This window comes from Mycobacterium senriense (genome assembly GCF_019668465.1).
Lineage (GTDB): Bacteria > Actinomycetota > Actinomycetes > Mycobacteriales > Mycobacteriaceae > Mycobacterium > Mycobacterium senriense.
In genome coordinates, this window is the sequence record NZ_AP024828.1 from 3,744,654 (window position 1) to 3,759,713 (window position 15,060).

General features: G+C 68.3%; 10 protein-coding genes. 8 read left to right on the top strand and 2 right to left on the bottom strand.

The window, feature by feature from the left end; translation table 11 throughout:
• Nucleotides 1-77: 77 nt before the first annotated feature.
• Both MTY59_RS17815 and MTY59_RS17820 read left to right on the top strand, forming a co-directional pair.
• Nucleotides 78-824 carry a maleylpyruvate isomerase family mycothiol-dependent enzyme gene (locus MTY59_RS17815; RefSeq protein ID WP_221042319.1) on the top strand — a complete coding sequence of 249 codons (747 nt, stop codon included), beginning with the start codon at nt 78-80 and terminating at the stop codon, nt 822-824.
• A gap of 99 nt (nt 825-923) precedes the next feature.
• The gene (locus MTY59_RS17820; RefSeq protein WP_221042320.1) at nt 924-1,541 is read left to right on the top strand and encodes a TetR/AcrR family transcriptional regulator; all 618 of its coding nucleotides are present in this window, start codon (nt 924-926) and stop codon (nt 1,539-1,541) included.
• Nucleotides 1,542-1,578: 37 nt separating this feature from the next.
• Here MTY59_RS17820 and MTY59_RS17825 read toward each other — a convergent pair whose 3' ends face one another.
• Nucleotides 1,579-2,289, bottom strand: coding sequence for an SDR family oxidoreductase (locus MTY59_RS17825; protein WP_221042321.1), 711 nt, complete (start codon nt 2,287-2,289; stop codon nt 1,579-1,581).
• Between the two features lie 107 nt (nt 2,290-2,396).
• Here MTY59_RS17825 and MTY59_RS17830 point away from each other — a divergent pair, with 107 nt between their 5' ends.
• A complete protein-coding gene (locus tag MTY59_RS17830; protein ID WP_221042322.1) occupies nt 2,397-3,257 on the top strand; it encodes a LysR family transcriptional regulator in 861 nt (286 codons plus the stop codon).
• Nucleotides 3,258-3,559: 302 nt separating this feature from the next.
• Nucleotides 3,560-4,621 (top strand): 3-deoxy-7-phosphoheptulonate synthase, encoded by a 1,062-nt coding sequence (locus MTY59_RS17835; protein WP_221042323.1) that lies wholly within the window; start codon nt 3,560-3,562, stop codon nt 4,619-4,621.
• Between the two features lie 28 nt (nt 4,622-4,649).
• Here MTY59_RS17835 and MTY59_RS17840 read toward each other — a convergent pair whose 3' ends face one another.
• The gene (locus MTY59_RS17840) at nt 4,650-6,314 is read right to left on the bottom strand and encodes a (2,3-dihydroxybenzoyl)adenylate synthase (RefSeq protein WP_221042324.1); all 1,665 of its coding nucleotides are present in this window, start codon (nt 6,312-6,314) and stop codon (nt 4,650-4,652) included.
• Nucleotides 6,315-6,420: 106 nt separating this feature from the next.
• Here MTY59_RS17840 and MTY59_RS17845 point away from each other — a divergent pair, with 106 nt between their 5' ends.
• From MTY59_RS17845 to mbtD, 4 genes are read left to right on the top strand one after another with little or no spacing between them, the layout of a single operon-like run.
• The gene (locus MTY59_RS17845; RefSeq protein WP_221042325.1) at nt 6,421-9,924 is read left to right on the top strand and encodes a non-ribosomal peptide synthetase; all 3,504 of its coding nucleotides are present in this window, start codon (nt 6,421-6,423) and stop codon (nt 9,922-9,924) included.
• Between the two features lie 8 nt (nt 9,925-9,932).
• On the top strand, nt 9,933-10,694 hold the full coding sequence (locus MTY59_RS17850) for a thioesterase II family protein (RefSeq protein ID WP_250160590.1): 762 nt from the start codon (nt 9,933-9,935) through the stop codon (nt 10,692-10,694).
• Between the two features lie 5 nt (nt 10,695-10,699).
• On the top strand, nt 10,700-12,019 hold the full coding sequence (locus tag MTY59_RS17855; protein WP_221042326.1) for a beta-ketoacyl [acyl carrier protein] synthase domain-containing protein: 1,320 nt from the start codon (nt 10,700-10,702) through the stop codon (nt 12,017-12,019).
• Nucleotides 12,019-15,060 carry a mycobactin polyketide synthase MbtD gene (gene mbtD / locus MTY59_RS17860; RefSeq protein WP_221046505.1) on the top strand — a complete coding sequence of 1,014 codons (3,042 nt, stop codon included), beginning with the start codon at nt 12,019-12,021 and terminating at the stop codon, nt 15,058-15,060. The genes MTY59_RS17855 and mbtD overlap by 1 nt, the downstream gene beginning before the upstream one ends.

The window sequence follows — 15,060 nt, forward strand, 5'->3', positions numbered from 1 at the left end:
CGACCTGCGGCCTTGACTTCATACATACAGTGTGTATGTTAATACATACGGTATGTATCTAGAAGGGAACGGCCCCTATGAGTGCCACGCTCGACGCTATAGCGGAAGAACGCAGAATCGTGTTGGAACTTTGTTCGCAGATGCCGGATCCATTGTGGGCGAAGGAAAGTGGTTGCTCCGGCTGGTCCGTGCAGGACCTCGTGTCGCACATGGCGTGTAGCTTCTGGTTGGCGGTCGATCCGTCGACGCTGCCCAGTCCCGGCAGCATACCCGCGGAACGCGCGGCGGACCTCTACGTCGACTCGCGACGTTCGATGACCCCCGAAGAGGTTGTCGCCGACTATGAATCGGTCAGCGCGCGGGGACTGGAGGTGCTCGCGGCAGTCGAGACCCAGGACGTGGACATACCCATAGGCGACGTCGGAACCTACCCGGCCTCGGTGGTGCCGACAACGTTCGTCTTCGAGGCTTTCATCCACACTCGGTACGACCTGTTTCCTCCGGATGGGCCGTTGGAGGGAGACCCGCCACCCGTCGACGAGCTGCGGCTCGCCCCCACGCTCGATTGGATCGAAGCCGCACTGCCACAGCAGAATGTCAATCTGCTCAACGATTTACCCGCGGGCGTGGAGATTCGCCTCGACGGACTGTGCGCCCGGACCCTGCGTCTCGGTGGCCGGTCCGACGCCGCGGCGCGCGTCACGTCCGATTCCCAGGCCTTCGTGCGGTGGATCACCCAGCGCGGCACCTGGGAGGGCTTGGGTGTGCAGGCCGAGGGTGACCCGGCAGCGCTGGATATCATTCGTCGGCTCAGGGTGTTCTGAGGAGACGCAGACCGCGACGCCACTTCGGCGGTGCCACAATTCACGACCTGCATACGGTATGCATGACAATGCATCGGGCGGTGTGAAAGGTAAGGGTTGATGGCGAAGGGCGGTCGCCGCACGCAGGCCGAACGCGCGGCCGAGACGCGCGATGCGCTGATGGGCGCCGCGCGGCCGCTGTTTGCGTCGGTGGGATTCGCCGACGCGTCCCTGGAAACCATCGTCCGCGACGCGGGGGTGACACGCGGAGCGCTGTACCACCATTTCGCCGACAAGACAGAGCTGTTCGCGGCGGTCTTCGAGCAGGTGGAGGGGGAGATGGCCGCGCGGATGGGGGAGGCCGTCGCCGCGGCGGGGCACTCGGATCCGGTCGAAATCATGCGACTGTGTTCGGGGCTCTGGTTGGACGCGTGCGCCGAACCCGAGGTTCAGCGCATCGTCTTGCTCGAGGCGCTGGCGGTGCTGGGATGGGAACGCTGGAGCGACATCGGGCACCGCTACAACATCGGATTCGTGACCGGGCTGCTCACCGAGGCCATCGAGTCCGGCAGCATCCCCCGTCAGCCCGTCGAGGCGACAGCGCTGACGATCATGGGCGCGCTGCGCGAGGCAACGCTCTACATTGCCCGCGCCAAGGACCATCGTCAGGCCCGGGCGGACGCTGGCGCGGTGATGGATAGACTGCTCGAGGCGTTGCGCGCCAACACTTCCGGCTAATTCGTGGCGTCATCGGATCCTTGACTAGGAGGGCCTATCACGCGGCGATGCTTCCGCCGCCGTCCGCCCGAATGATCTGGCCAGTGATGTAGCCCGCGTCCTCGTCGAGCAGCGCGCAGATCGCGTGTGCGATCTCGCGCGGTGTGCCGACACGGCGCATCGGAATGGTTTGCAGGACACGAGATTCGCGCTCGGATCCGGCCGGGCTGAGTTCGCGGTACATCTCGGTTTCGATGGGTCCGGGAGCCACCGCGTTGACGGTGATGCCGGACTGCGCGAGTTCGCCGGCCCAGATCCGGGTGCATGCCTCCAGGGCCGCCTTCGTCGCCGCATAGGGCGTGCGCTCCGGGGTGCCCAGCGTGGTCAGGCTGGTGACGTTGACGATGCGGCCCCACCCGCTTGCCAGCATGCCGGGTAGCACCGCCTGGACGACCTGTACGGCGGTGCGCACGTTCAGGTCGTAGGTGGTGAACAGGTCGTCCACGTCGATCGAGCCGATGCGGCCGAACCGGGCGACGGCGACGTTGTTGACCACCGCGTCCACGCGCCCGTTCGCCAGGACCCGCTGGAGCGCGGCGTCGGTGGCCGCGCTGTCGGTGAGATCCACCTCGTAGAACTCGCCCGGGAAGTCGTCGGGTCGGGTGCGTGCCAGGCCGAGCGGTATGTCGCCGGACTTCGCGACTCGGTCGGCGACCGCGCGGCCGATTCCCTTTGATGCCCCGGTGATCAGTACTCGCCGTGTGGTCATGATGTCCTCCTTCGAAGGCGTTTCGTATGATGACTTAAACGTTTTGGAAAGCCAACAATTCATAACATTGTTGATATGTTGGATGACATTGATCTTATGGAGGATCGATGACGACGTTGTCGCAGCTCAAGACGTTCATAGCGGTGGTCGATCAGGGCGGGTTCACGGCCGCGGGTCGGCGACTCGGGTTATCCCAACCGGCCGTCAGCCGCACCGTCGCCGCACTGGAAAAAGAGCTGGGTCTGCCGCTGTTCCTCCGTCGCCGAGACGCACTGTCGCTAACCGAGGCGGGTGCCGTCGCGGTGACGCACGCGCGAGAGGCGGTCCGCCAACTGACGCTGATGCGTACCGAGGTCGCGGATCTGGCGGGCGACATCACCGGGACGCTGAGCGTGGCCAGCCTGCCGTCCGCAACCGCCTCGCTCGTCGCTCCGCAGCTACGGTCATTCGCCCAGCGGCACCCGGCCGCCACCATCCGGCTGTTGGAGGGAAGCGAGGGGGAGATCTTGGATTGGCTCGACCAGGGGGCGGCCGAGGCCGGCGTGGTCAGCCTGCCGGTCAAGGGACTCGACGTGGCGGTGCTCGGCGACCAACAAATGGTTGCGGTGGTACCGGCCGACAGCTGGCTGGCAGCCAAGGACACCATCACCTACGCCGACCTGGCCAAGGAACCGTTCGTCCGTGGCACCGGTGGTTGTGCGGAGGTGTTCATGCCGATCGCGCGGCGCGCCGGGATCGAATTCGACCTGGCCTTCGAAGCGCGCGAGATCGCCGCGACGCTCGAGATCGTGCGCGCCGGGCTCGGGGTGAGCATCCTGCCCAGCGCCGGCCTGCCCGAGCCGAACGGTGTCGCGGTGCGGCCGCTGCTGCCCGAGACCGTGCGGCGCCTCGGCCTCGCCGTCTCCGCGAGCGCGTCGGCGCCCGCGCGCGCGTTCCTCGATCAGATAGCCGCGCTCGCTCTGAACTGATTCGGTTCGGCGACCACGGTTTTGGATCCCTGACTCGCGTGCGCCGGTCGGTAACCGCGACGCGTTTGCACCGGTCCCGGACCGGCGTGGTATCTTCGCCGACGTGAACATCGGCGTGCGCGCGTATTGGCGCTTTATCGTGGCTCCGGGTGGAGTCAGCGATGCAGCGTCTGGTTGACGCAACCGCACGACTGATACCCGGAGCCCGGCAGTGACCACAAGGTCGCTGCTTTTCGTTTTTCAGGGCATCGGGAACCAGCGGGCGTGCCCTGGGAGCCAGCAGAGAAAGGCACACACCCTTCATGTCCATCATCAATTGCGAGACGGCGACCATCGATACGTCCGATCATCGGATCGTTTCGTTCCGGGAACTCTCGGCTCCCGCCGCGATCCGCACCGAGCTGCCGTTGACGGCGCGGCGCGCCCAGGCCGTGCAGCGCGATCGCGACGAGATCTCGGCAATCCTGGCCGGTGGTGACGACCGGCTGCTATTGGTGGTCGGCCCCTGCTCGGTGCACGATCCCGTCGCCGCACTCGACTACGCGCGCCGGCTCGCGCCGCTCGCCTCCGAGTACGCGGACCGGCTGAAGATCGTGATGCGGGTCTACTTCGAGAAGCCGCGCACCACCATCGGCTGGAAGGGCCTCATCAACGATCCCAGCATGGACGGCAGCTTCGACGTCGAACGCGGCATCCGCATCGCGCGTGGGTTGCTGCTCGACGTCATCGACGTCGGCCTCCCGGTGGGATGTGAATTCCTTGAGCCCACCAGCCCGCAGTACATCGCCGACGCCGTCGCCTGGGGCGCAATCGGCGCGCGGACCACCGAATCGCAGGTGCACCGCCAGTTGGCGTCCGGGCTTTCTATGCCGGTCGGATTCAAGAACGGCACCGACGGCAACATCCAAGTCGCCATCGACGGCGTCAAAGCCGCTGCGGCACCGCACCATTTCTTCGGCACCGACAACATCGGTCGCGCCGCCGTCGTGCAGACCATGGGCAATCCTGATTGTCACGTGATCCTTCGGGGCGGCACCGCCGGGCCCAATTACGATTCTGCCTCGGTGACCACTGCCATCGAACGGCTGAGCAAGGCGGGGCTATCCGGTCAGGTCATGATCGACTGCTCACACGCCAACTCTGCCAAAGACCATGTGCGGCAGGCCGAAGTGACCGCCGAGGTGGCCGCGCGCATCGGCGCCGGCGAGCGCGGTATCGCCGGCCTGATGTTGGAGAGCTTCCTGGTGGCCGGTGCCCAATCGCTCGGCGGCGAGCTGACCTATGGCCAATCGGTGACCGATCAGTGCATGGACTTCCAGACCACGGCGGGCTTGCTCGCCGACCTCTACGCGGCGATGGGCTGATCGCGGACCACAGCAGGAGCGCGTGGCCTTACCGACGCGCTGATGTCTGTTGCGCCGAAACCCGGCCGGCGATCGCCTTTTTGTCGATCTTGCCGATCGGGGTGGTGGGCAGTGAGGGCATCGCAACCAGGACGTCCGGGCGGGCGTGCGCGGCCACGCCACGGGAGTCCAGATAGCCGTTCAACTCCGCCAGCGTCAGTTCGGGGCCGTTGAAAACGACGGCCGCACAGACTTTCTCGCCCAGGTAGGGGTCCGGCAGCGCGACCGCGGCGGCCGAGAAGATCGCCGGGTGGCTGTGCATCGGCTCCTCGAGATCGGCCGCGGAAATCGTCTCCCCGCCACGGCAAATCACGTCTTTGACGCGACCGGTCACCACCAGATAGCCGTCCTTACGCAGCCGGACCACGTCACCGCTGCGGAAGAAGCCGTCGGGGTCGAAGCTGCGTTCGTTGTCGCGCTCGGCGCGGAAGTAGCCGTTGAAGGTGTACGGCCCGCGGACCAGTAGTTCGCCCTCCTCGCCAGGGTCCACCGGTTCGCCCGCCGCGTCGACGACGCGCAATTCGTCGGCGGCCGACATCGGTCGCCCCTGCGTGTGTTCGGTGAGTTCGGGAGGATCGTCGGGCCGGGTGTAGTTCAGTAGCCCCTCGGCCATCCCGAAGACCTGCTGCAACCCCGGGGTCAGGGCGCCGCGCACCAAGCGGGCATCCTCGGGTTCCAGCTTGGCGCCACCAACTTGCAAGAGGCGCAATGTTTTTGGTGTCACGGGTTCCCAGTCGCAGGCTTGCGCCCACAACTTTGCCAACGCCGGCACCAGGGCGGTCACCGTGACGCCGTGGCGTGCGATGGCGGCAAAGGCCGCTTCGGGACTGGGATCGGTGCCGAAAACGGTGGTGGCACCGACGGTCATCGCGCCGAGCAGACCCGGACAGGCGAGCGGGAAGTTATGGCCGGCCGACAGCACGGCGAAGTAGACGTCGTCGGAGGTGAGCCCGCAGAGTTCGGCGCTGGCCCTCGCGTTGAAGACGTAATCGTCGTGGGTACGGGGGATGAGCTTGGGTGTGCCCGTGGTGCCACCTGAAACCAGCAGCAGCGCAGGCGATCCCGGGTCAGGCACCGATGGTGGCGTGTCGGCGGTCGCCCGGTCGCACAGCTGTGTCCACGAGGTGAACGGTCCCGGTTCGCCGTCGACGATGACATGCTTGAGCGTGGCGTGTTGCGCGACGAGCGTTTGCGCCATCGTGCGGTAGTCGAAACCCGCTGCGGCATCGGCGATCAGCAGTGCGGTGGCCTCGCTGACCGTGGCGAAATGCCCCAGTTCGGCGGCCCGGTGGCCGGGCAGGCACATCACCGGGATCGCCCCCGCCCGCAGCAGCCCGAACAGCGCCACCGCGAACTGGCAGCCGTTCGGCAGCTGCAGCAACACCCGGTCGCCGGGCGCGACACCCGCGCCCCGCAGGCCACTGGCCGCGCGGTCAGCCTGGTCGTCGAGGTCCACATAACTGAGGCCGGTGTCGCCCATGGCGTCGAGGACGGCAGTCCGGCCGGGCCATTGCCGGGCAGCGTCGGCCAGGATCGCGTCCAGGGGCCGTCCCGTCCAGTAGCCGGCCGCCCGGTAGGCGGCGGCCCGATCTGCGGGGAACGGCACGAACCCGTCGAGGACTCCGGCCGGCGGCGGCGGTGTGTTCGGGCTCATGGCTCCTCTAACGGGCACTTCGAACAGGGCTAGTAGCGGGGACGTAGGGAGTAAGGATAGGGTAACCAAAAAATTAGGGCAGCCTGTGCTAATTCAGGGAGGGTCTGTGGTGCACGCCTCGGCACGCTCGGAGGACATCCGGGCGGAGGTGGCCGAATTGCTCGGCGTCGATGTCGATGCAGTTCAGCCGGGTAGCAACCTCATCGGCCAGGGCCTGGACTCCATCCGGATCATGACGTTGGCCGGCCGTTGGCGCCGCCAGGGCATCGACATCGACTTCGCGACGCTCGCCGAAAATCCGACGGTTGAGGCCTGGGCCGGGTTGGTCCCCGCCGGCGGGCAGGACGCCGACCGGCAAACCATGCCCGCCGGGTCGCTCGGCGACGCCGCGCAGTCCGGCGAGGACGAGCCGTTTTCGCTGGCCCCGATGCAGCACGCCATGTGGGTCGGTCGCCAAGACAACCAGCAGCTGGGCGGGGTTGCCGGGCACCTTTACGTGGAGTTCGACGGTGGCCCGATCGATGCCGAACGGCTGCGCGCGGCGGCCACCGCGTTGGCGCGGCGCCACCCGATGCTCCGGGCTCGGTTCCTGCCCGACGGCACGCAGCGCATCACCCCGGCCGACGAGGCCGGCGACTTCCCGGTCACCATCGAGGACCTCCGCTCGCTGAGCGCTGATGAGGTCGAGCAGCGGCTCGCCGCGATCCGCGTTGTCAAATCGCACCAGCAGCTGGACGATGCGGTATTTGAACTGGCCATGACGCTGCTACCGGCCGAGCGGTCGCGGCTACACGTCGATCTGGACATGCAGGCCGCCGACGCGATGAGCTATCGCACCCTGATGGCCGACCTCGCGGCCATCTACGGCGGCCGCGACCTCCCGGAGCTGCGCTACACCTACCGGCAGTACCGCCAAGCCATCGAGGCCGAAGACGCACAGCCGAACGCCGCGCGCGATGCGGACCAGGCGTGGTGGGCGCAGCGCCTCCCGGAGCTGCCGGACCCGCCGGCGTTGCCGTCGACCGGTGGCCGGGGCTCGAACCACAGCACCCGGCGCTGGCACTGGCTGGATCCGCAAACCCGCGATGCGCTGTTTGCCCGCGCCCAGGCGCGCGGCATCACCCCGGCCATGGCGCTGGCCGCGGGATTCGCCAACACCCTGGCGCGCTGGTCGACCGCCTCGCGCTTTCTGCTGAACGTCCCGCTGTTCGGGCGTCAGGCCCTGCACCCCGACGTCGACTCGTTGGTCGGCGACTTCACCTCCTCGCTGCTGCTCGACATCGATCTCGCCGGCGCGCACACCGCGACCGCGCGGGCACAGGTGGCGCAGGACGCGATGCGCACGGCCGCCGCCCATTCCGCCTATCCCGGGCTGTCGGTGCTGCGCGACCTCAGCCGTCATCGCGGGACCCAGGTGCTCGCGCCGGTGGTCTTCACCAGCGCGCTGGGCCTCGGCGACCTGTTCAGCCGCGACGTGACCGACCAATTCGGCACCCCGGGATGGATCATCTCCCAAGGACCGCAGGTACTGCTCGACGCGCAGGTCACCGAGTTCAACGGCGGTGTCCTGGTGAATTGGGATGTGCGCGAAGGCATGTTCCCACCCGGGGTCATCGACGCCATGTTCGGCTACCACATCGACGAGCTGCTCCAGTTGGCCTACGGCGACGATTCCTGGGACGCGCCCGGCCTCGCGGCGCTGCCGGAAGCACAGCGAGCGGTGCGCGAGGCCGCCAACGCTCGCACCACCGAACCCAGCGGAGAAGCCTTGCACGACGGGTTCTTTCGGCAAGCCGAGCGGCGGCCCGACGCCCCCGCGGTGCTCGCGAGTTCGGGTGAGCTCAGCTACGCGCAACTGCGCGACCAGGCGCTGACCGTGGCCGCGGCGCTGCGCACCGCCGGCATCACGGCCGGCGACACCGTTGCGGTGATGGGCCCGAAGACCGCCGAGCAGATTCCGGCGTTGCTGGGCATCCTGTCCGTCGGCGCCGTGTATCTGCCGATCGGCGTCGACCAGCCGCGGGATCGCGCCGAGCGCATCCTGGACACCGGTCGGGTGAGCCTGGCCCTGGTGTGCGGGGGACAACGGCTCTCGTTGCCGGTGCCCGAACTTGTCGTCGCCGAGGTGCTTCGCGACGTCCGCGCAGGCGACGAGACCGCCTCAGCGAGAGTCGATCCCGCCGAGCTGGCCTACGTGTTGTTCACCTCGGGATCCACCGGCGAGCCCAAAGGCGTCGAGGTCACCCACGACGCGGCCATGAACACGGTGGAATTCATCGGCCGCCACTTTGAGATCGGCCCCGCGGATCGATGCCTGGCCCTGTCGACCCTGGAGGGCGACATCTCGGTGATGGACGTGTTTGTCACCTTACGCACCGGCGGGACCATCGTGGTGGTGGACGAGGCGCAGCGGCGTGATCCCGACGCCTGGGCCAGGCTCATCGACGCTCACAAAGTCACGGTGCTCCACTTCATGCCCGGCTGGCTGGAGATGTTGATCGAAGTCGGCCGCGGCCGGCTGTCTTCGGTGCGGGTGATCCCCACCGGAGGCGACTGGGTGCGGCCCGAGGTGGTACGGCGCCTCCAAGCCGAGGCGCCCAACCTGCGCTTCGCGGGACTCGGCGGTGCCACCGAAACCCCGGTGCACAACACCATTTTCGAGGTCACCCAGTCGATACCGGAGGACTGGACGGCCCTGCCGTTCGGCATCCCGCTGCCCAACAACGCGTGCCGCGTCGTCGACGACTCCGGTGCCGACTGCCCCGACTGGGTCGCCGGGGAATATTGGGTGTCCGGGCGCGGCATCGCGCGCGGCTACCGCGGCCGTCTCGATCTCACCGCCGAACGCTTCGTCGAGCATGACCACCGAATCTGGTACCGCACCGGCGATTTGGTGCGCTACTGGCCGGACGGCACCCTCGAATTCGTCGGCCGTGCCGACCACCGGGTCAAGATCAGCGGGTATCGCGTCGAGCTGGGCGAGATCGAGACCGCGTTGCGGCGCGTGCCCGGGGTGCGGACGGCGGTCGCCGCGTTGATCGCCGTGTCCGGGGAATCCGACGTGCTGGCCGCGCAGGTGTGCACCGATGACACGACTTTGACCGCCGAGCGGATTCGGCAGCGTCTCAGCGACCTGGTCCCCGCACACATGATCCCGCGCCACATCACGGTGGTGGAGCGGGTCGGATTCACCGATGCCGGAAAGCTCGACCGCCGGGTCGCCGCACGCGAATTGGAAACCGCTGTCTCGCAGGCACAGCGGCCCGGTCACCGCTCACCATCGTCGCCGGTGGAATCCGCACTGGCAAAGATCGTCGGCGACCTGCTCGGCCGGGACAACGTCGGTGCCGACGACGACTTCTTCGCGCTCGGCGGCGATTCGGTGCTCGCCACCCAGGCGGTGGCGAGGATTCGGGCCTGGCTGGACGCGCCGGACATCATGGTCGCCGACATCTTCGCCAACCGAACCGTGGCGGCGCTGGCCGCGGTGCTCAGCGCCGCCGAGAACGACCCCGACCGGCTCGACCAGGTCGCCGAGCTGTACCTGGAAGTGATCGGCATGGACGCCGAATCGGTTCTGGCCGGCGCCCAGCGAACCGCGAAATCGTAGGTAGCGCAATGCCATTGAATGATCTGATCACCGTGCCTGCCACGTTCCCGTCCTGGATCAAATTGACCGCGGGCCGCAACAACGCGTCATCCACCGGTGCCGCCGTGGTCTTTCCGCACGCCGGCGCCGCCGCAGCGAGCTATCGAGTGCTGGCAGCGGCGCTGGCAGCCGGCGGCGACACGTACATCGTGCAGTACCCGCAGCGGGCGGACCGCCTCGGCGAACCCGCTCACGACAGCGTGCACGACCTGGCCGCCAGCCTCTTCCAGGCCGCGCCATGGCCCAGCGTCGCGCCGCTGAAGCTGTTCGGGCACAGCATGGGCGCCGTTGTCGCCTTCGAGTTCGCCCGCGTCGCCGAAACCCACGGCACGGCCGTGCAGAAACTATGGGTGTCGGCCGGTCCGCCGCCATGCGTCGTCGCCGACATGCCTGAACTGCCGACCAGCGACGACGGGCTGCTGGCCGATATCGCCGATTTGGGTGGGACCGACCCCGAACTGCTTGCCGACGAAGAGTTCTCCGAACTACTGACCACCGCGGTCCGCGCCGACTACCGGGCCTTCAACGGGTACAGCCCCAGCCCCGACGTCCGCCTCCGCGCCGACATTCACGTACTGGGCGGCCATGACGACCACCGCATCGCCACCGGCGTGCTGCGGCAGTGGGAAAGACACACCACCGGATCCTTCGCCATGTCGCTGTATGACGGCGGCCACTTCTACGTCTATGACCATGTCGATGCGATCGCCGCGCAGGTGAATGCCGGGTGATACCAATGTCTGAGGACCGGTTCGACGCCGAACGCGCCGACCCGGTGGTGATCGTGGGCATGGGCGTGGAAGCGCCCGGCGGCATCGAAACCGCCGACGGCTACTGGGATCTGCTGGCACACGGCCGTGAGGCACTGGGCCCGTTTCCCACCGACCGCGGTTGGGCGGTGCGCGAGCTGCTCACCGGCTCGCGCCGCAGCGGTTTCAAAGAGATCCACGATCGCGGCGGTTTCCTCACCGGGGCAACCACATTCGATCCCGAGTTCTTCGGCATCTCGCCCCGCGAGGCCGTCGTGATGGATCCGCAGCAGCGGGTCGCGCTTCGGGTGGCCTGGCGCGCATGTGAAAACAGCGGCATCAATCCCGACGACCTGACCGGGCACGACGTGGGCTGTTTCGTCGGCGCCTCGGCCACGGGATACGGGCCCCAGATGGCCAAGTTCTCCGATCACAGCGGTCATCTGCTGGCCGGCACCGCGCTCAGTGTGATCTCGGGCCGCATCGCCTACACCCTGGGATTGACCGGGCCGGCGCTGACCCTGGATTCGTCGTGCGCCTCGGCCCTGGTGGCCTTCCATGTAGCGGTGCGCTCCCTGCAGAACGACGACTGCGATCTGGCCATCGCGGGCGGCGTCAACGTGCTGGGATCGCCGGGCTTCTTCGTCGAGTTCTCCAAACAGCACGCGCTCTCCGACGACGGATACTGCCGTCCCTACAGCGCGCAGGCCAGCGGAACCGTGTGGGCCGAGGGAGCGGCGATGTTTGTGCTGCAACGGAAGTCGGGGGCGCTGCGTGCCGGCCGGCAGATCGTGGCCGAGGTGCGGGCCACCGCCATGAATCAGGATGGCCGCAGCGCCGGTCTGAGCGCGCCCAGCGGCGCCGCCCAGGTGCGGCTGTTCCAGCGGGCCATCAGCCAGGCCGGGATCAAGCCCGACGAGGTGGGAATGATCGAGGGGCACGGCACGGGCACCCGGCTCGGCGATCGGACCGAGTTGCGCTCGCTGGCCCAGACATACGGCGATACCGAACCCGGCGCCGGCGCGCTACTGGGTTCGGTGAAATCCAACGTGGGTCACTCGCTGGCCGCCGCCGGCGCGCTGGGGCTGGCCAAGGTGCTGGTCTCCGCCGAACACGGTGCCGTGCCGGCCACGCTGCACGCCGGTGATGCCAGCCCCGAAATCGACTGGGAGAACCAGGGTTTGCGGTTGGCGCAGACTCTGTCACCGTGGCCGGCCATTGACGGGCAGCGCATCGCCGCGGCCTCCGCGTTCGGGATCGCCGGCACCAATGCCCATCTGATCGTCTCCGTCCCCGAGGTCGCATGATGCTGAACCATGGACTGCCGGACGGGCGCGTCCCGGTGCTGCTCAGCGCCCACGACCCCGAGCTGATCCGCCAAGATGCCGCGGCGATCGCCGCCTACCTGGGCCGCATCGATGACGCGCCGGACCCGACCGCGACGGTCGCCTCCACCCTGCTGCGGTTGCGGCGGGTGCGGCGTCACCGCGCAGTGCTGCGAGCCGCCGACAGCGCCGAACTGCTCGCGGGGCTGTCCGCGATCGCTCGCGGCGCCGAACACGAGCTGGTCTCGCACTCCGACAAGGCGACGCCGCCGCGCATCGCGTTCGTGTTCCCGGGCCAGGGCAATCAATGGCAGGCGATGGGAGCCGACGCCTACCGGCGACTTCCGGCCTACCGTGAAGCGGCCGACCGATGCGCGGAAGCGTTCGCATCCAATGGATTTCCCTCTCCGCTGCCGTATCTGGTGGGCGACGAGGAGCGCGACTGGTCGCGCCCCGAGATCCAGGGCGCGCAGTTCACCCACGCGGTGAGCCTGGCCGAAGCGTGGCGATTCTGTGGGGTGCTGCCCGACATCACCATCGGGCACAGCCTCGGTGAGGTGGCGGCGGCCTATGTGGCGGAAGCGATCTCGCTGCCGGACGCGGTCGCTCTGGTGGTGGCCCGCGCGACTGTCGTCGACCGGCTGACCGGCCGCTACGCGATGGCGGTGCTCGGCACCGGCCTCGACGTCGCGGAGGCTCTGCTGGCCGAGACAGCGGGCTGGCTGGAAGTTTCGGCGGTCAACGGGCCGTCGTCGACCGTGGTCGCCGGCGACCACGAGGCCGTGGCCGCCGCGGTGGGGCTGGCTCAACAGCGGGGGATCTTCGGCCAGCAACTGTCCGTCGACTATCCCGGCCACACCAGTGCGCTACGAGCGTTGCGGGCGAACCTGGCCGAGCTGACCCCGAAGTCGGCGTTCCGGGACGGCCCGGTGCGGTTCATCGGCTCCACGCTGGGCACCGAATTAACCGGCACCACCGACTTCTCCGGCTACTGGTATGAAAACCTCTGTGGCACGGTCCGGTTCGACCTCGCCGTGCAGCATGCCCGTGCCTGCGGGGCCGACGCGTTCGTGGAGATCTCCGCGCACCCGTCGCTGCTGTACCCGCTGGGTGACATCGTCGACGGCGAGTCGACCGTCATCGTCGGCTCGGGGCATCGCGACCGATCGATCACCGATTCGCTGTCCGAGAGCATCGCCGCGCTCGCGACCGCTGACCCCGGCTGCAGGTGGGCCGACGCGGTCCCGATGGCCGACGGGCCAACGCTGCGGGGATTTCCGAACGCGCCGATGCGGGCGGTGCACCTATGGGCGGCGCCCGAACGAGCGACCGAGGCGGCGCCGACGCCTGCGCTCACCGTGGCCGTCGAGGACTGGCAGCCGGCGACGGCGCCGATCACACCGAGCGCAAGCCCCGTTGACATCGGCTTCTTCGGTGCGGGCCCGCTGACGCAGCGCCTCGTCGAGGTCGTTGCGGCACAGGGCCGCTGCCGAGCAGTGTCACCGACTGAGGCGGAAATCGTCGTGGTGGTCGCCCCGGAACTCGACCAGCTCGACGTCACCGCCGCGATCGAGCAGATCGCCGGCCGGCCCGATGCGGGCCTACCCGATTACCCCGCGCTCATCGGCCCACGATGCCGCGCCGTCTGGTTGCTGACCGCCGGTGCCGAACAGGTCGACCGCAATGACGCCAACGTCTCTCCGGCACAGGCGGCGCTGGCGGGCATGCATCGCAGCGTCGGCTTCGAATTCCCGGACCAGGCATTCGGGCATCTGGACCTCGCGCACCGCGACGTCGATGCCGCCACCGCACAAGCCGTCGTCGAGGTGCTGCTCGGCGAGGCGGCGGAGGTCGCGTTGCGGGGCACCGAATCGCCTCGACGCCACGTCCGGACGTTCCGCGCGTGCCGCGAACCGGCGACCCCGCGGCCCCTCGACGCCGCCGCCCTGGACGACGTGGTGATCACCGGAGGCAGCGGAGCCATCGGACTGCAGTACGCCCGGTATTGCCTGGAACGCGGCGCCCGGAACATCACCCTGTTGAGCCGCAACGGCGTTGACCCGACCACGCTGCGTGAACTCGTCGACCGGTACGACGCGGAAGTGCATGCTCCGCAATGCGATATCACCGATCGGGCCGCACTGGCCGCCGTGGCCGCCGACTACGCGTCGGGCGCGTCCTTGCTGATCCACACCGCTGGGATCGCGCGGACACGTTCGCGTGCCGAGCTCACCGGGTCCGATGTGGCGGCGGTCTGCGCGGCCAAGGTCCGCGGACTGGCGATGCTGGCCGACGTGTGGCCGCTGCGGCCGGACTGCCGGATCCTGGCCTGTTCCTCGGTATTCGGCGCCTGGGGCGGCTATACCCACGCGGCGTACGCGGCGTCCAACCGGATGCTCGACGTGTTGGCCGCCCAGTTGCGCGCCACGGGCCGCGACTGCACGGCGATCCGCTGGGGCCTGTGGCAAGGCGCCGGGGTAGTGGTCGGCAACGAGATCACCCGCACCGAGCGCTCCGGTCTGGTGGCGATGGAGCCGGAACAGGCCATCGAAGCCAGCCTGTATCGCTACGAGAACGATCCACTGATTTTCGACGCGGACTTCGAGCGGCTGCAAGTCTTCTTCGAAAGCCAGGGAATGCCAATGCCGTTCACCGTCTCACGCACCGGCGAGGACCACGACCGCGAGGCTGCGGGAGAGAAGCCCCTCGCCGAGATCGTGCGGGCCGAATTGGCCGCGACATTGCACCTAAGTGATTCGCTGTCAATCGACCCGGCCAGGCCGCTCATCGACCTGGGTGTGGACTCGTTACTCGCACTCGATTTACGTAAGCGGCTGCGCCGCACGGTAGGCAACTCGGTTCCGGTGTCCCGCATGCTCGGCGGCATCACGGTGACTGAGCTGATCGAGGCGCTGCGTGCCGACTCTGGTGGACCCGCGGTGCCGCCGTCGTTCGAGCGCGCCGGAGCCGCCAACGGTGCGCACCACTCAATGCTCGCGATGCTAGAAAGGTTGGACTCCTAG

Bases quoted from the DNA above. Each gene is read 5' to 3' on its own strand.
- MTY59_RS17815 (WP_221042319.1), top strand. From the start codon at position 78: ATGAGTGCCACGCTCGACGCTATAGCGGAAGAACGCAGAATCGTGTTG.
- MTY59_RS17820 (WP_221042320.1), top strand. From the start codon at position 924: ATGGCGAAGGGCGGTCGCCGCACGCAGGCCGAACGCGCGGCCGAGACG.
- MTY59_RS17825 (WP_221042321.1), bottom strand. From the start codon at position 2,289: ATGACCACACGGCGAGTACTGATCACCGGGGCATCAAAGGGAATCGGC.
- MTY59_RS17830 (WP_221042322.1), top strand. From the start codon at position 2,397: ATGACGACGTTGTCGCAGCTCAAGACGTTCATAGCGGTGGTCGATCAG.
- MTY59_RS17835 (WP_221042323.1), top strand. From the start codon at position 3,560: ATGTCCATCATCAATTGCGAGACGGCGACCATCGATACGTCCGATCAT.
- MTY59_RS17840 (WP_221042324.1), bottom strand. From the start codon at position 6,314: ATGAGCCCGAACACACCGCCGCCGCCGGCCGGAGTCCTCGACGGGTTC.
- MTY59_RS17850 (WP_250160590.1), top strand. From the start codon at position 9,933: ATGCCATTGAATGATCTGATCACCGTGCCTGCCACGTTCCCGTCCTGG.
- MTY59_RS17855 (WP_221042326.1), top strand. From the start codon at position 10,700: ATGTCTGAGGACCGGTTCGACGCCGAACGCGCCGACCCGGTGGTGATC.
- mbtD (WP_221046505.1), top strand. From the start codon at position 12,019: ATGCTGAACCATGGACTGCCGGACGGGCGCGTCCCGGTGCTGCTCAGC.